15 protein-coding genes and 1 pseudogene are annotated in these 19,093 nt (G+C 60.8%); 13 read left to right on the forward strand and 3 right to left on the reverse strand.

Annotated elements, in window-relative coordinates; genetic code table 11:
* From iolD to ACIQT8_RS01390, 3 genes are read left to right on the forward strand one after another with little or no spacing between them, the layout of a single operon-like run.
* Positions 1 to 1,842: a 3D-(3,5/4)-trihydroxycyclohexane-1,2-dione acylhydrolase (decyclizing) gene (gene iolD / locus ACIQT8_RS01380; RefSeq protein ID WP_400962612.1), complete on the forward strand. Its 1,842-nt coding sequence runs from the start codon at positions 1 to 3 to the stop codon at positions 1,840 to 1,842.
* 9 nt (positions 1,843 to 1,851) lie between these two features.
* Complete coding sequence (gene iolB / locus ACIQT8_RS01385; RefSeq protein WP_400962615.1) at positions 1,852 to 2,658, forward strand: 5-deoxy-glucuronate isomerase; 807 nt, start codon at positions 1,852 to 1,854, stop codon at positions 2,656 to 2,658.
* 21 nt (positions 2,659 to 2,679) lie between these two features.
* Positions 2,680 to 3,090, forward strand: a complete 411-nt coding sequence (locus tag ACIQT8_RS01390) for a tautomerase family protein (protein WP_400962618.1) — start codon at positions 2,680 to 2,682, stop codon at positions 3,088 to 3,090.
* A gap of 153 nt (positions 3,091 to 3,243) precedes the next feature.
* Here the strand turns inward: ACIQT8_RS01390 and ACIQT8_RS01395 are convergent, their stop codons facing one another.
* Complete coding sequence (locus tag ACIQT8_RS01395) at positions 3,244 to 4,146, reverse strand: LysR substrate-binding domain-containing protein (RefSeq protein WP_400962621.1); 903 nt, start codon at positions 4,144 to 4,146, stop codon at positions 3,244 to 3,246.
* A gap of 201 nt (positions 4,147 to 4,347) precedes the next feature.
* Between ACIQT8_RS01395 and ACIQT8_RS01400 the strand changes: the two genes are divergently transcribed.
* The 9 genes from ACIQT8_RS01400 to ACIQT8_RS01440 all read left to right on the forward strand — a co-directional run bounded on the left by ACIQT8_RS01400 (position 4,348) and on the right by ACIQT8_RS01440 (position 16,019).
* A complete protein-coding gene (locus ACIQT8_RS01400) occupies positions 4,348 to 5,460 on the forward strand; it encodes an ABC transporter substrate-binding protein (protein ID WP_400962624.1) in 1,113 nt (370 codons plus the stop codon).
* Positions 5,461 to 5,536: 76 nt separating this feature from the next.
* Complete coding sequence (locus tag ACIQT8_RS01405) at positions 5,537 to 7,279, forward strand: ABC transporter permease (RefSeq protein WP_400962626.1); 1,743 nt, start codon at positions 5,537 to 5,539, stop codon at positions 7,277 to 7,279.
* Positions 7,272 to 8,363, forward strand: a complete 1,092-nt coding sequence (locus tag ACIQT8_RS01410) for an ABC transporter ATP-binding protein (RefSeq protein WP_400962629.1) — start codon at positions 7,272 to 7,274, stop codon at positions 8,361 to 8,363. The genes ACIQT8_RS01405 and ACIQT8_RS01410 overlap by 8 nt, the downstream gene beginning before the upstream one ends.
* 117 nt (positions 8,364 to 8,480) lie before the next feature.
* On the forward strand, positions 8,481 to 9,539 hold the full coding sequence (locus tag ACIQT8_RS01415; protein ID WP_400962632.1) for an Ldh family oxidoreductase: 1,059 nt from the start codon (positions 8,481 to 8,483) through the stop codon (positions 9,537 to 9,539).
* Positions 9,539 to 10,408, forward strand: a complete 870-nt coding sequence (locus ACIQT8_RS01420; protein WP_400962635.1) for an oxaloacetate decarboxylase — start codon at positions 9,539 to 9,541, stop codon at positions 10,406 to 10,408. Before ACIQT8_RS01415 ends, ACIQT8_RS01420 begins: the two co-directional genes overlap by 1 nt.
* Entirely contained in the window at positions 10,405 to 11,205 is an 801-nt protein-coding gene (locus tag ACIQT8_RS01425) for a 2-keto-4-pentenoate hydratase (protein ID WP_400962638.1), read from the forward strand. Before ACIQT8_RS01420 ends, ACIQT8_RS01425 begins: the two co-directional genes overlap by 4 nt.
* An 8-nt stretch (positions 11,206 to 11,213) precedes the next feature.
* A complete protein-coding gene (locus ACIQT8_RS01430; protein WP_400962641.1) occupies positions 11,214 to 12,893 on the forward strand; it encodes a thiamine pyrophosphate-binding protein in 1,680 nt (559 codons plus the stop codon).
* Positions 12,890 to 14,581, forward strand: a complete 1,692-nt coding sequence (locus tag ACIQT8_RS01435) for a thiamine pyrophosphate-binding protein (RefSeq protein WP_400962644.1) — start codon at positions 12,890 to 12,892, stop codon at positions 14,579 to 14,581. The genes ACIQT8_RS01430 and ACIQT8_RS01435 overlap by 4 nt, the downstream gene beginning before the upstream one ends.
* A gap of 4 nt (positions 14,582 to 14,585) precedes the next feature.
* A complete protein-coding gene (locus tag ACIQT8_RS01440; protein WP_400962646.1) occupies positions 14,586 to 16,019 on the forward strand; it encodes an aldehyde dehydrogenase family protein in 1,434 nt (477 codons plus the stop codon).
* A gap of 89 nt (positions 16,020 to 16,108) precedes the next feature.
* Here the strand turns inward: ACIQT8_RS01440 and ACIQT8_RS01445 are convergent, their stop codons facing one another.
* On the reverse strand, positions 16,109 to 16,498 hold the full coding sequence (locus ACIQT8_RS01445; RefSeq protein WP_400962649.1) for a hypothetical protein: 390 nt from the start codon (positions 16,496 to 16,498) through the stop codon (positions 16,109 to 16,111).
* A gap of 947 nt (positions 16,499 to 17,445) precedes the next feature.
* Between ACIQT8_RS01445 and ACIQT8_RS01450 the strand changes: the two are divergent.
* Positions 17,446 to 17,628 (forward strand): annotated as a pseudogene (locus ACIQT8_RS01450) (DUF3606 domain-containing protein).
* Positions 17,629 to 18,061: 433 nt separating this feature from the next.
* Here the strand turns inward: ACIQT8_RS01450 and ACIQT8_RS01455 are convergent.
* Positions 18,062 to 19,093: a serine/threonine-protein kinase gene (locus tag ACIQT8_RS01455; protein WP_400962652.1), complete on the reverse strand. Its 1,032-nt coding sequence runs from the start codon at positions 19,091 to 19,093 to the stop codon at positions 18,062 to 18,064.

Consider the following 19,093-nt stretch of genomic DNA (forward strand, 5'->3'; position numbering starts at 1 on the left):
ATGTCTACAATTCGTTTGACCGCCGCCCAGGCGATGGTGCGCTGGCTGTCCGTGCAGATGACTGAAGAGGGCGAGAGATTCATCGAGGGGGTCTGGGCGATCTTCGGGCATGGCAACGTCGCGGGCCTCGGTGAGGCGCTTCATGGCATCGGTGAGGCGCTGCCTACGTGGCGAGGACAGAACGAGCAGAGTATGGCTCATACTGCCATTGCCTACGCCAAGGCCATGAAGAGGCGTCGTGTGCACGCGATCACCTCGTCGATTGGTCCCGGTGCCACGAACATGGTGACGGCCGCGGCGCTCGCCCATGTGAACCGCCTTCCAGTCCTTCTTATTCCTGGCGACGTGTTCGCGAACCGCCGCCCGGATCCGGTTCTGCAGCAGATCGAGGACTTTGAGGACGGAAGCATGTCGGTGAACGACTGCTTCCGCCCGGTCAGCAAGTATTTCGATCGCATAGTTCGGCCCGAGCAACTTCTCACCGCGCTGCCACGTGCCATGAGAACCCTGACCGACCCTGCATCCTGCGGACCTGTGACACTCGCGTTCTGCCAGGACGTGCAGGCCGAGGCATATGATTATCCTGAATCCTTCTTCGAGCCGACGACTTGGTACATCCGGCGTCCGGAGCCGGACCAGCGCGAAGTCGCCCGCGTCGTCGAGATGATCAGAAAGGCGCAGAACCCTGTGCTGATCTGCGGTGGTGGCGTGATCTATTCCGAGGCCGAGGAAGCGCTCGCGCAATTCGCGACAAAGCACGGAATTCCGGTCGTTGAGACGCAGGCCGGAAAGTCGGCTTTGCCCCAGGCGCACCCGATGAACTTTGGAGCGGCGGGCGTGGACGGATCCGCTGCCGCCAACCAGGTCTGCGAGGCCGCCGATCTGGTGCTGGGTGTAGGCACGAGATTTCAGGATTTCACGACGGGCTCATGGGCTTTGTTCCGCAATCCGTCGAGATCCCTCGTATCCATCAACATCCAATCCTACGACGCCCACAAGCATGGCGCGGCCAGCCTCGTCGGCGATGCCAAATCGTCTCTGGAGCGGATCTCCTCGGCGTTGGGCGAGTACCGGTCGGCATCATTCGATCCTAAATCACGCACCGAGTGGCTGGCGCGTGTGGACGCTCATTGTGCCGCTCCCGAAGTCGATGGCGGAAACGTGCTGCCAACCGACGCCCAGGTGATCGGCGCAGTACAGCGCGTCTCGACTGAGCGTACGATCGCGATGTGTGCAGCCGGAACGATGCCGGGCGCGCTGAAGCTGCTCTGGCAGCCCGCGCAGGGCGGATACCACATGGAATACGGATATTCCTGCATGGGCTACGAGCTGGCTGGCGCGATGGGGATCAAGCTCGCACTGCCCGATCGCGAGGTCGTGTGCTTCGTCGGCGACGGCAGCTACATGATGATGAATTCGGAACTGGCGACGGCGGCAATGAGGCGGATCCCTTTCACCGTCGTTCTGACCGACAACCGCGGCTACGGCTGCATCAACCGTCTGCAGATCGCCTGCGGGGGCGAAGAGTTCAACAACATGTACAAGGACTGCAACGTCGAGGAGCAGCCCGAGATCGACTTCGTCGCTCATGCGTCCGCGATGGGCGTCCACGCGGTTAAGGCGAAGGGCATATCCGATCTCGAAGCGCAGATCATCGCCGCCAGAGGCCGCGACCGACCGTCGGTCATCGTCATCGACACGGATGCCGTGCCGGGGCCGGGCGAAGGTGGCGGGGGCTTCTGGTGGGACGTTGCGGTTCCGGAGGTTGGGACCTCCGATAGGCTCAATGCCGCGAGGACGGAGTATGTCCGAAATCGCGATTTCCAGAAACTGGTGAACTGAGGATCTGAGATGTCACGTCTTCAAAGGAAGCCATTCGGAAGCCATGGGAAGGTGCATGAGATCACGCCACAGTCCGCTGGGTGGCGCTTTGTGGGATTCTCGCTCTACCGTATCCGCGAGGGCGAGCGGATATCGGAGGAGACCGGGGATCGCGAGGTCATCCTGGTCATGGTCGAAGGGAAGGCATCGTTCGTTGCTGCCGAGAAGAACTGGGGCGTGCTTGGCGAACGGATGAGCGTCTTCGAGAAGACACCGCCCCACTGCCTTTATGTTCCCAACGCCAGCTCGTGGGAGGCGGTCGCCGCGACCGACTGCGTCATTGCTGTCTGCTCGGCCCCGGGAAGGGGCGGGCATGCCGCCCGCCGCATCGGTCCGGACGGGATCTCGCTCGCAGAGCGGGGTAAGGGCACCAATACGCGATATGTGAACAACATCGCCATGGAGAACGAGGATTACTGCGACTCGCTGCTCGTAACCGAGGTGTTCACTCCTGCAGGCCATTGGTCGAGCTATCCATCGCACCGCCATGACGAGGATGACTTTCCACGGATTACCTATCTGGAGGAGACCTACTATCACCGGCTGAATCCTGCGGAAGGATTCGGGATTCAGCGCGTCTATACCGATGATGGTCAGCTCGACGAGACCATGGCCGTAGCCGACGGGGATGTAGTGCTCGTTCCTCGCGGACACCATCCCTGCGGAGCCCCTTATGGGTTCGAAATGTACTATCTCAACGTCATGGCGGGACCACTGAGAAAGTGGCGTTTCGTTCCAGCTCCCGAAGTGGAGTGCATTATGAAGCGGGACGCGTGACTGGACGACGGGAGAGACCATATGCCACTGATCAAAATCCATGTCCTCAAGGGACGAGAGAGCAACGAGATCGAAAAACTCCTCGGGGCGGTTCACGATGCGATGGTGCAGGCGTTCAATGTGCCGCAGAGGGATCTCTATCAGATCCTGACGGAACACGAACCGACGCACCTTCGCGCGCTGGATACTGGGCTCGATATTCCGAGAACGCGCGGGTTCGTGATGGTGGAAGTGGTCACACGCCCGCGATCGCGGGACGAAAAGACCGCGTTCTACAGCGGTCTGTGCCATATGCTTGCCGATCGATGCGGCATCCAGGCATCGGATGTCATGGTATCGATGACAGAGAATACGGACGATGACTGGTCGTTCGGTCTGGGTCGAGCGCAGTTTCTGACCGGGGAGCTCGCGTCGCATCGACCCGGCGGATAGCCGCGTGGCGAATGCAGGACCGCTTTGCTGAGGTCCCGTGATCGTCCGATGTGCGTCAGGCGCTGTCGTGAACGGCTTCGTTCAAGAGGACGGCCGGATCGACACTGATGACGGCGACGCCATCTCTTCGTCCGCACGGAGCCATTCCGAAACCTACACTCGTTCACTGCCCTGGATCTGCTCCAGGATCCATCGGCGAAACTGTAGTAGGCGGCCAGGAAGGGGGTCCCGATCATGATAGACAAGATAGAATGCGCCTTCAGCTTTCATGCTGAATTTGAGTGGTGTGGTGAGGCGGCCCGCCTCGATGTCTCGCTCGATGAAGCCCTTCCTGCCGAGTGCAACACCCAAGCCTTCGATCGCGGAATTGTACGCAACGTCCGCACTCGTGCACACGATGCGCCTCTTCAATTCCCTCGGCTGCGCGCCCGATGCCTGGTACCAAAGGCGCCAGTGATCCGAGCCCACGATGTTGTGCAGTAAGGCGTGATTGGCCAGATCTTCCGGTGCGTGAAGCGGGGCACTACGCGAGAGATATTCGGGGCTGCACACCGGGATGAGGTCGAGCCCGGTCAGATAGTGCGCGCGCATTCCGGGCCAGACACCGTTGCCGAAACGAAACCCCACATCGACCTCTGGCGGCATCGGTTCGCTCGACAACAACGAGGTGATCTCCACTTCCTGATCAGGATAGTCGGCATAGTAGAGCGACAGGCGTGGAATGAGCCAAAGTTGGATGAAGAATCGAGACCCCCAGATCCGCAGAGGCTGGGCGGCTGTCTGAACGATGATCTCCTGGGTGCTTGCTTCAAGGCGGGCGAGCGCTTCCTGCACGGAGAGCAGGTACAGTTGGCCGTGGCGGGTTATGCGGACATCCGACGGCGTGCGCACAAAGAGGCTGATTCCCAGGTGGTCTTCGAGCACCTTGATTTGCCGGCTGACGGCGCCAGGTGTCACGTTCAACTCTGCCGCTGCCTTGCTGAAGTTGCCATGCCGGCCGGCCGCCTCGAAGGTTCGGATCGCGTTGAGCGGCGGGAGACGGAGTCGGTTGGTCACTTTGAGTTTTTCTCAATACCTTTGGAACATTAGTCGTTTGCACGAAGGACGGCCGCTCCATAAATTGTCAGACATCGCAGGCAGACTTATGGAAATATCTCACAGATCTGAGGAGATTCAACGAGATATTTGCGCCGCGAATGGGAGCTGGCGAGTATTGGCGATCACCGCCACGAACCTCGCACATTGGGAGAGAACCACATGAAAAGACGTGATTTCGTCGTGCTGGCGAGCGCAGTTTCAATGCTCGCAGTAACAGGCGCGATTTCCTCCGCGGTTGCCGCAGACACCACTTATCCCGCTGATTATAAAAGCATTGTTGATGCTGCGAACGCGGAAGGCAGCGTTCTGATCTATCAGAACATGAACTCGGACGTGTGGGCGCAGGTCAAAGCTGGGTTTGAGGCAAAGTATCCCTCGGTCAAGGTTCAGACCCTAGATCTCGAAGCCAACGAAGTAATCGAGCGCTACCTCAGCGAAAAGGGTTCCGGCCGTCCGACGGGCGACCTGCTGGTAACGACCGGCCCCGATGTCTGGATCGGCCTCGAGAAGAAGGGCGAAGTCCTTCCCTATGAATCTCCGGAGGCCGTGGCCTACGAGAATTGGAGCAAGCCGTTCAAGGGCGTCTACACGATGACCGCGGATCCGATCATCTTCCTCTACAACAAGCTGCTGCTGAAGCCCGAACTCGTACCGACGAGCATGGCCGACCTCGTCGCCAAGGCACAGGCGAACCCCGACGTCTTCAAGGGCAAGCTGACGACCTACGCCGCGAACCTGAACACCTACGGCTACACCGTCCAGTATGCGATGGTGAAGGGGCAGGGCGACAAGATCTGGGATTGGTACAAGGCGCTTGCGCCGTTCACTCAGCCGGAGACGGGCGCTGGACCGATGACCGAAAAGGTCGCGTCTGGCCAGTATGTTCTCGCTTTCCTTACCGGTTCGGCCACGTCCTGGGTCGCGACGCGTGCACCCGGCGGCGACCAACTGCTCGGCTGGAGCTTCATCAATGATGGCACTCCGATGGTGCCGCGTTCGATGGCGGTCCCGAAGGGCGCTTCGCATCCCAATGCCGCGAAGCTCATGCTCGACTACATCCTGTCGCGTGAAGGCCAGCTCGCGTTTGCTGCGACCCACCGCACGATCATCCGTCCCGACATCACCCGCGAGGACGCGAAGGGCGAGTACACCTACGCCACCGTCGCCAAGGAAGTCGGCGCGGACAAGGTGCTCAACGTGCCGTACGATGACGATGTCATCAGCGGGTACGACGAGTTCGTGAAGAAGTGGAAGGCGACTTTCGGCGGCTGATCCTCCTAGCCACGCCTGAGGGATCCTCGCGCTACGGTGCGGGGATCCCGGCAAGAACTGAATTACCGAGGAAGAAATGTCAGACCTTTCAATCGTCAGCTATGCTGGCGCACCCGCGGCGCGAGGGACGCTGGGATCGCGGATCAACCGCTCCCTGCTTATCCAGATCGCAATCGCAGTCGTGACCATCGTCGTGGTGTTCGCTCCGATCATACCGTTGCTCTACCAGTCGTTCATCGACCGTCCACTGTACGAAAACGATGCGGTCCTCACCGGGAAGAACTACGTCAATCTCCTGTCGAGCCCGACGATTCTCGAAGTGTTCTGGAACACCACCCTCGTTGTTGTGCTGACAACCGTGATCGCGCAGGTGATCGGCACTGTTCTCGCCATCCTGATCGGCCGGACCGACCTGCCTGGCAGAAGCTTCCTGGGTGACCTTATCCTCCTGCCGATGTATCTGTCTTCGCTCGTGCTCGCATTCGGCTGGTTCATCGCCTATGGCCCCTCCGGCTACATTACGGCCTGGTTCGCGAGCAGCTTCGGCGGTGCTCCGTGGAACCTCTACTCCGTAGCCGGGATGGCATTGATCGGCGGCATCTCGCAGGCACCGCTTGCTTTCCTATACTGTCAGGCATCGACGGCGCTATCCGATCCGAGCCTCGAGCAGGCTGCCAGAAGCTGTGGTGCCGGACCGATGCGGACGCTGTGGAGCGTGACGATGCCGATGCTTCTTCCTGCGATCGTATCGAGCGGCATTCTCAATGCAACTTCGGCCCTGGAAGGTCTAGCGATCCCATTGATCTTCGGGCAGCCGGCAGGCATCACCGTCTTCACCACTTTCCTCTATGAGCAGGGCATCGTATCGCCTCGGCCGGACTACGGTCTTGTCGCAACGGCCGCGACGTTCATGCTTATCCTCGTCGTCGCGCTTGTGTTCCTGCAGAACCGCATCCTGCGTAATTCCTCCCGCTACATCAGCGTGACGGGAAAGGTGAACAAGCCGAAGATGTTCGAACTCGGGCCGTATCGCTGGCTGGTGTTCGCAGTCGTCGCAGGATATGCGCTGCTGTTCTGCGTGGCGCCGATGCTCTTCCTGGTCTTGCGTTCGCTGGTGCCCGTACTCTCGCCACTGATGCCAGTCTGGAAGTTTCTCACGCTGCAGTATCTCGTCGAGGTCTTCACCGTCGAGAACTACCAGCGCTCGATCGTCAACACGCTGCTCATCTCGTTCTTCGGCGGTGTTTTCGGCACGCTCTATGTTGCCCTGGTGGCACTGGTGAGCGAGCGCTCGGGCTTCCGCCTCGGCGGCCCCCTGAAGTACATCGCGCTGTTTCCGCGTGCTGTTCCAGGGCTGATCGCAGGCATGGGCTTCTTCTATGCTATGACGTTCCTGCCGGGCATGAGCCTCCTCCAGAATTCGATCTGGCTTTTGGCCATTGCCTATGTGATGCGCTACATCCCGACCGGGTACGGCTCGATCTCGCCCAGCCTCATGCAGATCGGTCCGGGCATCGATCGTGCCGCCAAGGTATCCGGTGCGGACTGGTGGACGACCACCCATGCCATACTGCTGCCGATTATGCGGCCAGCGCTGTTCGCATGCTTCTCACTGCTCTTCATCCAGTTCCTTAAGGAATACACCGTGGCGCTGTTCCTTTTCAGCCCGGATACCGAGGTGATGGGCGTCACTCTTCTACGCAGATGGGGGCAAGGCGAAGTCGCGCGTGTCGCTGCACTCTCGACCGTGCAGATGTTCATCACGATATCCGTCATCTACCTGATGCGCCGCATTTTTGGAGTTAAGTTCTATGGTTGATCTCGTTGTCGACAAGTTGATCCGGCGCTATGGCGCGCTCCAGGCGATCGACAATGTCAGCTTCACTGTCAAAAGCGGCGAGTTCCTCACGCTTCTCGGTCCGAGCGGCTGCGGCAAGTCGACCACGCTCGGCGCACTCGCGGGGCTCGACAAGCCAACCGAAGGGCTGATCAAGTTCGGCGACCGCACGATCTTCGACAGTGAGAAGAACATCTATGTCTCCGCGGAGGCGCGCAACTGCGGTCTCGTGTTCCAGAGCTACGCATTGTGGCCTCACATGACGATCGAGCAGAATCTGGCGTTCCCGCTGAAACTCCGCAAGGTCGGAAGTGCCGAGAGGGCGAGACGCATCCGGGAAGTCCTGACGCTCGTCGAGATGGAGGATTATGCCCAGCGCTACCCGAACCAGCTCAGTGGCGGCCAGCAGCAGCGCGTCGCGCTTGCCAGAACGCTGGTCTATCAGCCCTCAATCCTGCTGCTGGACGAGCCCTTGTCAAACCTCGACGCGAAGCTCCGTGACAAGGCCCGTATCTGGCTCAGCGAGCTGCAGGCCCAGGTTAAGCTGACCACGATCTATGTCACTCACGACCAGTCCGAGGCGCTCGCCCTCAGCGACCGGATTGCGGTCATGAACAAGGGCAAGATCGTCCAGCTCGGGACTCCACACGAGATCTACTCGCGTCCGGCCGATCCCTTCGTCGCTGACTTCATTGGCACCAGCACCTTCTTTCCGGGCCGCGTGCAGAACGCGTCGGGCGAATGCGCCACGATTTCTCTCACAAGCGGCAAGACCATCGCTGCCAAGAGCGTCAAGGCTCTGCGCGCCGGAGCAGACGTTGTCGTTGCCGTCCGTCCGGAAAACCTCAGGCTCTCGGCCGGGGAGGGTGCACGCACGGGCGATCGGGGAACGCTGCTCAACGGACGCATCGTGTCGCGCAGCTACCTCGGCGCAACCAACCAGTATCTGGTCAATATCGACGGTGTCGTAGCCAAGACCGAAACACCGGAAGATTTCTCTGTCGACACTGAGGTCAGTGTCTGGATCCCGGCGAGCGGCTCCGTCGTCTTCGCCAAGGACTGCTAAACGAAACATCCGCGCTCGGCGGTCAGTCCGCCGACACGACCGAACAAGAACGAACTGGGCGAGCCTACGTCCCCGGTAGCGGGATCGCTTTGCCTCCAATTACTTAGGAGCGAACACATGTCGACCAACGGTACTATCCCTGTCTCAGTGCTGCAGAAGCTTGGCACGGCGATCTTCGAGGCCAACGGCCTCCCGAAGGAAGATGCGGCCTACATCACGGAATGCCTGCTCTATGCGGATCTTCGAGGCGTTCAGTCACACGGGATCAACCGTGTCTCCAACTACACGCTGCGACTGAAGAAGAAGCTGATCAATCCTCATCCGTCGCTGGCCGTCGATGACGTGATGCCTGCGCTCGCACGCGTTGATGGCGACGACGGGATGGGTTTTCTGGTCGGCCGCAAAGCCATGCAGGAAGCCATCGACCGTGCTTCCAAGTTCGGCGTCGGCATGGCGCTCGCCTACAAGAGCAGTCACTTCGGCATGTCGGCGATCTATCTGCAGCAGGCAGTCGACGCGGGCATGGCCGCCATGGTGATGACGAATGCATCATCTGCGATGCCGATCTGGGGTGGCCGCTCGCCGTTCCTCGGAACCAGCCCGTTCGGTCTGGCGGCGCCCGGCGCCGACGTCCCGCTGATCCTCGACATGGCGACCTCCGTCGCGGCTCGCGGCAAGATCCGCCGTGCGTCGAAGCGCGGCGAGCAGATTCCGGAAGGCTGGGCGCTGGACGAGCAGGGCAAGCCGACAACGGATCCGGACGCAGCGCTGAAGGGTATCGTCCTGCCTCTCGGCGGACCGAAGGGCTCCGGTCTTTCGATGCTGATGGAAGCCATGGCGGGCGTTGCCTCGGGCGCGGCCTTCGGCGGCGAAGTCGGCAATCCTTACCTCGACCTCGATCGTCCGCAGTCGACGGGCCACCTTTTCATGGCCTTCAAACCAGACGCCTTCCTCGGCGCCGATGCCTATCGCGAGCGGATGAACGATCTCGTCGGGCGTGCCAAGTCCTCGGAACTGGCTGATGGGTTCAAGGAAATCCTGATGCCGGGCGAGATTGAGGCCCGCTTGGCGGCTGAGCGTGCCGTCGCTGGCTTGGTGGTTCCGCCCGAGGACGTCGCGATGTTGAATGCAGAAGCTGCCGCCGTCGGCCTCGAAGGACTGAAGGAGTTTGCCTGATGACCGTTACGATCCAACGTCAGAAATTTCGAGAATACCTGAAGGGTTCCCGCTGCTTCATCCCGGCGTCGGTCTATGATCCGATGTCGGCGCGTCTTGCGGAAAACCTTGGTTTCGAGGTCGGCATGTTCGCTGGCTCCGTCGCGTCGCTGGCCGTTCTCGGCGCACCCGACCTGATCGTGCTGACGCTGACCGAACTTGCGGAGCAGGCGCGACGTATCACCCGCGCGTCGAACCTTCCGATCCTTGTGGACGCTGACCACGGTTTCGGAAACGCTTTGAACGTGAAGCGAACTGTCGAGGAACTGGAAGCTGCCGGCGTCGCTGCCCTCACCATTGAGGACACGAACCTTCCGCAGCCGTTTGGCGATAACGGCAAGCAGAGCCTGATCAGCATCGAAGAGGGTGTCGGCAAAATGCGCGCTGCTCTCGCCGGGCGGTCTGATCCCTCGCTTGTGGTTATCGGTCGCACCAGCGCGGTGTCGATCTCCGACCTCGATGATGCGATTGCCCGGTGCAAGGCTTATGAGACAGCGGGCGTCGATGCCGTGTTCCTGACAGGTATCAAGACCCGTGCCGAGCTCGAAGCGGTCTGCAGTGCGGTGAGGATCCCGGTGATGCTTGGCCTTATCGGCAAGGAGATCAACGATCTCGAATACCTCGGCCGGACAGGCGTTCGCATCGGTCTGCAGGGACACCTGCCAATCATGGCGGCGATCCAGGCGACTCACGACACGTACGTCGCGCTTCGCAACGGCGCCGCCCCTGAAGCCGTTTCCGGCGTGAAGCCCGACGTTCTGAAGGTTGCGACGATCGAAGAAGCTTACAAGCTCTGGACCAAGGACTTCCTCGGTGGAGAGAAGTCATGATCGCCGCGAATGAAATCGCCCGTACCTTCGCATCGGCTCGCAAGTCTGGTCGATCGCTGCAGGACTTTCCGGTGACACAGCCGACTTCGCTCGCCGAAGCCTACGATGTGCAGGAGGCACAGATCCGGCTCTCTGGCGCTCCCGACGGCTGGAAGGTCGCCGCGATAAAGCCGGAACTGCGAGAACAGCTTGGGGCGGCGCGACTCGCAGGGCCGATCATGAAGCTCGTGGACGCGAGGACTGGCGTTAGCAGCGAGATCGATGTTGCGGTGGTGTCAGGTGGGTTCGCCGCAGTCGAAGCGGAGTTCGTGCTCAGAATTCGGAAGGATCTCCCGATCTCGAAGGAGTTCTATTCCGAGGCCGAACTGCTCCAGGCAATATCGTCAGTCCATATCGGATCGGAGATCGCCGGCAGCCCGCTGGCGTCGCTCAGTGATCGCGGTCCGACCGCTGTCATCTCCGACCACGGGAACAATGCGGCGGTAGTCGTGGGTCCGGAAGTCACTGACTGGCGCGACAGATCGCCTGAGAAGCTTTCGTCGAAGACAGTGATCAACGGCGACGTGGTCGGCGAAGGAGGGGCTTCCCGCCTGCCGACGGGCGGCATCCTGGGCTCGCTGGCATTTCTGGTCGAGAACCTCGCTCAGCGCGGCCGATTTCTGAAAGCCGGAGACTGGGTTGCGACAGGAGCAACGACGGGCGTCCACAAGGTAGAGCCCGGTGACAAAGCCCATCTAACGTTCGGCGCCGACGGCGAATTGGCGCTCAACATCATCGCACAGCAAATAATCGACTGAGGTTTCCCATGAACGCCGATCAACAAACGAAATCAGGTGCCGAGCACCTTGTGGACTGCCTGGTTGCACAGGGCGTGGACCGCGTGTTCTGCGTTCCGGGGGAGAGCTACCTTGCCGTTCTCGATGCGTTGTCGGACGTTCGTGAAAAGGTCGAGACGATAACGTGCCGCCACGAGGGCGGTGCCGCCATGATGGCCGAGGCCGACGGAAAACTGACCGGGCGGCCTGGCATCTGCATGGTGACCCGTGGCCCCGGCGCTACGAACGCCAGCGCTGGCGTCCATGTAGCCTTCCAGGATTCAACGCCGATGATCCTGTTCATCGGACAGGTCGGTCGCGATGCCATGGAGCGCGAGGCTTTCCAGGAGATCGACTACCGCCGTATGTTTGGCCAGATGGCGAAGTGGGTTGCCCAGATCGATGACCCGGCCCGGGTCCACGAGTTCGTCTCGAGAGCCTTTGCTGTCGCCACATCCGGGCGGCCGGGGCCTGTCGTCCTTGCACTTCCGGAAGACATGCTGGTCGAGAAAGCGTCCCTCGCAACTCCGAAGGTCGTGAAGCCGTTCGAGATATCTCCTTCGGACGCTCAAATGCAGGAGTTTGCGGCAATGTTGTCGGCCGCCGAACGGCCAGTGATTGTTGTCGGCGGTAGCCGATGGGACGAAGCCTCGAAGGCGGCAGTCGAGAAATTCGCTGCTGAGAACAGGCTACCTGTTATCGCCGCGTTTCGGCGGCAGGATAAGTTCGACAACGGTCATCCCGGCTATGTTGGTGAAATCGGCCTTGGGGTCAATCCAACACTCACCCGCCTGATGAAGGACGCCGATCTTGTTGTCCTCCTCGGCACGCGTCTCGGCGAGGTCGCGTCGAGCAGCTATCAGTTCCTCGCTGTTCCGGCGCCTTTGCAGAAGCTTGTCCATATCCACGCCGATGCTCAGGAACTCGGACGGGTCTATATCCCCGATCTTTCCATCAATGCCACACCACAGGGCTTTTCCTCGATGCTCCCGAACGTCTCCGTCGAGCGCAGCGAGACGTGGCAGGCGCGTACCGAGCAGGCGCGCGCGGACTATGAAGCCTGGCAGAAGCCGCGCCCGGTCCCCGGCGATGTGAACATGGGTGGCGTGATTGTCTGGCTCCGCGACAATCTCCCCGATGACGCGATCCTAACGAATGGGGCCGGGAACTTCTCTGCCTGGCTGCACCGGTTCTACCGTCATCGGAAGCTCAATACCCAGTTGGCCCCGACCAGTGGCTCTATGGGCTACGGCGTTCCGGCCGCTGTCGGTGCCAAGCTGCGCTTCCCGGAGCGCCCGGTTGTCTGCATCGCTGGCGATGGCGACTTCATGATGACCTGCCAAGAGATGGCGACCGCTGTCCAGTACGGTGCCTCGCCAATCTTCGTCGTCGTCGACAACGGCATGCTTGGCACGATCCGCATGCACCAGGAGACCCATTTCCCGGCTCGTCCCTTTGCGACGGAACTGGTCAACCCGGACTTTTGCGCGATGGCGGCGGCCTTTGGCGCGCATACCGAATTCGTCTCGAAGACCGAAGAGTTCGCGGCAGCCTTCGAAAGGGCATCCGGCTCGGGCAAGTTGGCGCTCATCCACGTGAAGGTCGATGCCGATGCGCTCACTGCAAACCGGTCCCTCACGCAGATCAGGGAGGCGGCGCTCGCGAAATGAACAATGACACCGTCAGCGGAGCAGAAGCGCTCGTCGAAATGCTTGCGGCGAATGGGGTCCGGCATGTCTTCGGTCTGTGCGGGGACACCAGCCTGCCGTTCTATGACGCGCTGCACAGGCTCGATCATGGCATGACGCACATTCTCGCCCGTGACGAGCGCAGTGCCGGCTACATGGCGGAGGCCTATGCGAAGGTCTCCGGCAAGGTTGGTGTTTGCGAAGGGCCGAGCGGAGGAGGGGCGACCTATTTGCTTCCCGCCGTCGTCGAGGCCAACGAGTCCTCGGTGCCCGTTCTCGGGATCACCTCCGACGTGCCCGTCACGTCGCGCGGCCGCTATCCGTTGACGGAACTCGATCAGCAACGCCTGTACGGTTCTCTGACCAAATGGAATGGAACCGCCGACCTGCCGAGCCAGGTCCCCGGCCTGGTCAGGGCGGCGTTCAGGGCGATGACCACGGGACGGGCAGGGGCGACCCATATCTGCATGCCCTATGACATCCAGAAGCAGAGGCTGGACGCTTCGGCACTCTGGGTTCAGCCCGGGCATGACAGCTATCCCGCATCCCGCTCGGTGCCTGCGCGCGCGGAAATCGTGGCGGCAGCGCAGATGCTTCGGAAAGCTGACAACCCGGTTCTGATCTGCGGTGGTGGCGTGATGCTATCCGGTGGCACGGCAGAGCTTGCGGCGCTTGCCGAGCTTCTCGACGCGCCCGTCTGTACGACGGTAACGGGCAAGGGCACGATCGCGGAGAGCCATCCGCTGGCTGGCGGTGTCGTTGGGGCGAACGGCGGTACTCCAGAAAGCCGCGCGATCGTCGAAGCAGCCGATCTCGTGATGTTCGTCGGTTGCCGTGCAGGCTCGACAACCACCGAGAACTGGCGCGTTCCCTCGAACAACATCCCGATCATTCACCTCGACATAGACGCTTCGGTGATCGGAGCGAACTACAAGGTGGCATCAATCCTCGTGGGCGACGCCAAGGCAAGTTTGAGCGAGCTGACCAATGCGCTCACGGATCACCGGAAACGGCACGGAAACACTGCCAAGGAGCGTGTGGCCGCTGCCCAGGCCGCAAAACGCAACCGTCTGGCCGCTCTGGCTGCAGACGAAACGAAACCGCTTGTACCAGAACGAATCCTTCAAGCGCTCAATCGGATTGCCACTCCGGAGACGATCGTCGTCGCTGATCCGGGAACGCCCTGTCCCTACGTTTCCTGCTACTTCGAGATACAGAAGGCAGGTCGCAGCTTTCTGACGAACCGTGCCCACGGAGCTCTTGGCTATTCGCTCTCCGCCGCCATCGGCGCATGGTATGCGAAGCCCGACAGCAAGGTCGTTGCTATCATGGGCGACGGCAGCTTCGGGTTCACGGTCGGCGAATTGGAAACGGTGGCTCGCCTCGGGATTCCGCTAGTGATCATCGTTGTCTCCAACGCGACGTTCGGATGGATCAAAGCGAGCCAGAAATCCGGATACGACGAACGGTACTTCTCTGTCGACTTCACCCTGACGGACCATGCCCGCATTGCGGCAGGCAACGGTATCGAGTCCTATACTGTCGCCGACCCCCTCGACCTGGAACCTCGGCTGCGAGAGGCGTTTGCGTCGGACCGTGCCGTCCTTATCGACATTTTAACTCAGCCGCTTCAGGACGCCGCGGCGCCTGTAAGCCAGTGGATGGGATGATCTCATGACCATATTCCAGAATTTGATCGCCGGAGAGTGGGTAGGTGCCCAGGCTTCCGAGAATATCAATCCGTCCGATACGAACGAAGTCGTCGGTCTCTACGCTCAGGCGAGCGCCGAGGATGCCAAGGCGGCAATTGCTGCTGCCAAGGCTGCGTTCCCGGCATGGTCGCTTTCCGGCATCTGGGAACGCCACGTCATCTTGAAGAAGGCCGGTGACGAGATCATGGCCCGAAAGGATGAGCTTGGCGCGCTTCTCGCTCGCGAGGAAGGCAAGACGCTTCCCGAAGCGATCGGCGAAACGATCCGCGCATCGCAGATCTTCGAATTCTTCGCTGGCGAAGCGCTGCGCCTTGCCGGCGAAGTGGTTCCCTCGGTGCGCCCGAACATTGGCGTCGAGATCACCCGCGAGCCGCTCGGTGTAATCGGCATCATCACGCCCTGGAACTTTCCGATCGCCATTCCGGCCTGGAAGATAGCGCCGGCGCTTTGTTACGGTAACACCGTCGTCTTCAAGCCGGCCGATCTCGTTCCCGGTTGTTCCTGGGCGATTGCCGATATCCTGCATCGTGCAGGCCTGCCGAAGGGCGTTCTGAACCTCGTCATGGGCAAGGGCTCGGTCGTGGGCCAGGCCATGCTCGACAGCCCCGACATCTCCGGCATCACCTTCACCGGCTCCACCGGCACGGGCAAGCGCGTCGCGACGTCCTCCATCGAGCATAACCGCAAGTTCCAGCTCGAAATGGGCGGCAAGAACCCGATGGTCGTTCTCGATGACGCGGATCTCACCGTTGCCGTCGAGGCTGCCGTCAATTCCGGCTTCTTCTCCACCGGCCAGCGCTGCACCGCCTCCTCGCGCCTGATCGTCACCGAAGGCATTCACGACAAATTCGTCGGCGCGCTCACCGAAAAGCTGAAGACCATCGTCGTCGACAATGCCATGAAGCCCGGCACCCATATCGGCCCGGTCGTCGATGCCCGCCAGCTCCAGACCGATACTGATTATATCAAGATCGGCAAGGAAGAGGGCGCCAAGCTTGCCTTCGGCGGCGAGCTCATCTCGCGCGACACGCCCGGCTTCTACCTGCAGCCGACGCTCTTTACCGAAGCGACGAACCAGATGCGCATCTCGCGCGAAGAGATCTTCGGGCCTGTCGTTTCCCTGATCCGCGTCAAGGATTACGAAGAGGCGCTGGCGACTGCCAACGACACGCCGTTCGGCCTGTCCTCCGGCATCGCCACCACCAGCCTGAAGCATGCGACGCATTTCAAGCGCAATGCCGAGGCCGGCATGGTGATGGTCAACCTGCCGACCGCAGGCGTCGACTTCCACGTTCCCTTCGGCGGCCGCAAGGGCTCGTCCTACGGCCCGCGCGAGCAGGGCAAGTACGCCGCCGAATTCTACACAACCGTCAAAACCGCCTATACGCTGGCTTGACGGAGCAGCGCTTCATCTACTGAATTGGAAGGTGACGGGGCATACGGTCGTCCGTCTCCTCTATCTTGAGCAAGAAAGACTTAAGACCGTTAGGCGGATTCCACTTGAAGGCCCTTCCGAGGCTCTTCATCGAACCTGATAGGTAGCCACATCCAGTTCCCTAGGCCTGGGGAGACGGGTAGCGGTGAGACACCGAGGTGTCGTTCATAGTGCTTCGTCATCGCCCTCAGTCGACGTTCGAAAGCATCCTTGTCGGGAGCTGCAGGATCATTGAACCTGTTCTCCCACTCAAGCGGGAAGGCCTTCAAGATCATCATTGCGGCGCGTCGATGGAACTCTCGCTGAATTGCTGATCTCATCGTCGGCCAGAAGCCGGGAATAGGCTTGAGGATAATGAGCCGATGGAAAACCACGATTGACCCGTAGTCGAGCGGGTGATCCCAGTCTTCGGACCAGCACTCGCCGACTACGGCAGCCATCTCGTAGTCTTCCTGGCTGTTGCTGTCCGCGGCGTCGAAGAAATCTGCGGCCTCCACGAAGCCGGGGCCGTCCCATTCGAAAAAGGATGCGTGCGCGGCAGGCGCTCCCTCACGGGAGAACTTGAGGGAAACATATCGCTTCTTGAACTCGGTCTCATCTATCCGGAAGGGTCGCCGCCGATCGCAGGATACGGTGACTCCATGCCCGAAGTCCTTGACCCATGCATATTGGGTCTCTCGTGCTTGAGAGTTTTCCGTCTTGCCGGGGAGCTGCGACCGCCGTTCTTCAAGCCACCTCCTGCGCCTTGTCCAAAGACTCCCTCCCGCTCACTCTCGAATGTCGTCGGTCAGACATGGAAACCTCGTTCCACATGTGTCGCCCTCGGTCCCAGCCCTGGCCTGGGTACCATCTATACTTTCCGAGCCGGAGGCAGGCGTCGCCCGCCCTGGTCGCGTTGGTGAGCATGCTCCGCTGTCGCTTGTAGGCTGCAGGACTCGAAACACTGAATCCTTTCGGGGGCGGGCCTGCGCCCTCGGCCTCAAGGTGAATCTCTCAGATCGCGGTCCGCGGCCAGACTTGCCCTGATTTTACACGAGCTTGGGACCAACGCGACGAAGTATGGGGCGCTCAGTGCGGATGTCGGCAGGGTGGACGTTACTTGCTCGATGGGCGTCGAAAACTTGATTATCGACTGGACGGAGAGGGGCGGCCCCATGGTGAACCCTACACCAGCCCGGAAAGGCTTCGGCACGCGCCTCCTGACCAGCTCACTCTCACGCGGGACGGGAACCGTCGAGGTTAACTTCGTGCCTTCCGGGCTGACGGCCCGCGTAACCCTCAATAGAAACCACCTCATCTGACTTCGAGTGATCTCCATCATCGACATCGGGAACCACCAGAATCCCTGCAAGTTTCTCCTGCGATATCCATTCAAGGGAGAAATACGATGGTAGAGAAGCAGACATCCCGAGGCCGTGCCCAAGACCGCGCCCGCGTCGCAGGCGGCCGGGATCACTAGGTCAAGTACGAAGCGACGAAGGAAGGCGTCTCGAAGGATACCGTTAAGAAGGCGGTCAAGAGCGCCGGGAACTCTCGCAAGAAGGTCGAGGCGGAAATCGGTCGTTACTGAATCCCTGTGCGCAATGGCCAAGGAAAACCACATTTTGTCTCGGGCGGTTGTTGCATGGTACCGGCATTACGGGGGCGAATGGGACGACTGCGCATCGTCGGTCCTATGCGAGGCCCATTGGTCGAAGCGAGTTGATTGATTCCGCAGTCATCTAGCTCGCCTTCGGCGATCTTGATTGACTGTTTACCTGTTCCCATTATGTTCGGAAATGCAACCGGAAGAAAATGATGGCGATCGCGATTCTATTCAAGACCTGCGAGCACTGCGGCTGCCCCCACGAGTGCGAGGGGGAAGATTTTTCGGCTGGCAGGTTCTGCAATACCTGTAGCGGCGACAGGAGAGCGATTGCCGCTGCGGTCCTGAAGACACGTCCGGTGACAAGGTTGGAAATCCTGGCTTCTGGGAGATATCTCAAGCGGTCGTCGCGCCGCGCCTAGCCGCCGAAATATTTTCGGAGCTGGCTGTCGGCCAGGCTCCTTGCCACGGGCCCGCCTGAACTTCCCAAAGTTTTCTTCGCCCCTTTGCCGAGCGGATGGCTCACTGCCGTCCAGCTCCAAAGCTTGCCGTGCCTAACAAGATCGACCTCAATCCTGCGGCGCTTGATCTCCCGGGTCCAGCGCACGCCGTCTTCATTGAGGGCGCAGTCCCATGTGGCTTCTCCTGCGATATCGGCGAGCGCATCGAGCGCTCGCCGACTTGTCGCCAAACGCGTTGCGGTATCGTCTGCAAGCATTGCTCGGATGAGGCGGCGCCATCTGCCGGAGATGTGGGGAAGCCACGTCAGCCTGTCGGCATAGCCGCCGTCCGCCACGCTGAAACGGGGAAGAGGACTCTGCCTGTACCAGTCGTCTCCGTGAAGAAGGCGGTACAGCGTCATCCCGAGAGCCCAGAAGTCGGACTTCTTGCTGGACAGCCCCGTTTCATGGGATTCCGGAGCAAGGTGGTCGGTGTAAGAGTAGCCGAGTTCGGCGTAACCCAGCACCATCTCGTCGGTCACGAGGCCGAAGTCGCCGAGCTTCACGGTGCCATCCTTGGTGACCAGGATGTTTCCAGGCTTAAGGTCGCGGTGGAGCATGTCCCGATCGTGCAGGGATCCGAGGCCATGGCAGATGTGCGTCGCTATACGGTGGACCTCGTTGGAGGGCATCGGACCGGCCTCGTACGGCTTCTGAAGCGAACCGCGCTCGCACAGTTCCATCGCGAGGTAGATCGCGTCCTCGGTCGTCGAGCGGTTCACGTAGTAGACCTGGACGATGTTGTCGTGGGTCGCTTTCTTGAGATTGGTGCCCTCCTTCACGAGGTTCTCTTTGCGCTCCTCCCACTTCTCGGGAGTATCGTCGTCCTTGGGGCGAATGACCTTGATGGCGAGCTGCTCGTGGATGTCGTCGCTTCCGAGGTGAACGTCGCCAAAATGACCATTGCCCAGCTTGAGCCCGATCTTAAGGTTGGAGGAGAACTCGTTCAT

The sequence above is a fragment of the Agrobacterium sp. NPDC090273 genome, assembly GCF_044772305.1.
Taxonomy (GTDB): domain Bacteria; phylum Pseudomonadota; class Alphaproteobacteria; order Rhizobiales; family Rhizobiaceae; genus Agrobacterium.

Excerpts from the sequence above, each read along its gene's own strand:
- ACIQT8_RS01390 (WP_400962618.1), top strand. The coding sequence starts at position 2,680 with ATGCCACTGATCAAAATCCATGTCCTCAAGGGACGAGAGAGCAACGAG.
- ACIQT8_RS01440 (WP_400962646.1), top strand. The coding sequence starts at position 14,586 with ATGACCATATTCCAGAATTTGATCGCCGGAGAGTGGGTAGGTGCCCAG.
- ACIQT8_RS01430 (WP_400962641.1), top strand. The coding sequence starts at position 11,214 with ATGAACGCCGATCAACAAACGAAATCAGGTGCCGAGCACCTTGTGGAC.
- ACIQT8_RS01420 (WP_400962635.1), top strand. The coding sequence starts at position 9,539 with ATGACCGTTACGATCCAACGTCAGAAATTTCGAGAATACCTGAAGGGT.
- ACIQT8_RS01435 (WP_400962644.1), top strand. The coding sequence starts at position 12,890 with ATGAACAATGACACCGTCAGCGGAGCAGAAGCGCTCGTCGAAATGCTT.
- ACIQT8_RS01410 (WP_400962629.1), top strand. The coding sequence starts at position 7,272 with ATGGTTGATCTCGTTGTCGACAAGTTGATCCGGCGCTATGGCGCGCTC.
- ACIQT8_RS01445 (WP_400962649.1), bottom strand. The coding sequence starts at position 16,498 with ATGGCTGCCGTAGTCGGCGAGTGCTGGTCCGAAGACTGGGATCACCCG.
- ACIQT8_RS01415 (WP_400962632.1), top strand. The coding sequence starts at position 8,481 with ATGTCGACCAACGGTACTATCCCTGTCTCAGTGCTGCAGAAGCTTGGC.
- ACIQT8_RS01425 (WP_400962638.1), top strand. The coding sequence starts at position 10,405 with ATGATCGCCGCGAATGAAATCGCCCGTACCTTCGCATCGGCTCGCAAG.
- iolB (WP_400962615.1), top strand. The coding sequence starts at position 1,852 with ATGTCACGTCTTCAAAGGAAGCCATTCGGAAGCCATGGGAAGGTGCAT.
- ACIQT8_RS01400 (WP_400962624.1), top strand. The coding sequence starts at position 4,348 with ATGAAAAGACGTGATTTCGTCGTGCTGGCGAGCGCAGTTTCAATGCTC.
- ACIQT8_RS01455 (WP_400962652.1), bottom strand. The coding sequence starts at position 19,093 with ATGAACGAGTTCTCCTCCAACCTTAAGATCGGGCTCAAGCTGGGCAAT.
- iolD (WP_400962612.1), top strand. The coding sequence starts at position 1 with ATGTCTACAATTCGTTTGACCGCCGCCCAGGCGATGGTGCGCTGGCTG.
- ACIQT8_RS01405 (WP_400962626.1), top strand. The coding sequence starts at position 5,537 with ATGTCAGACCTTTCAATCGTCAGCTATGCTGGCGCACCCGCGGCGCGA.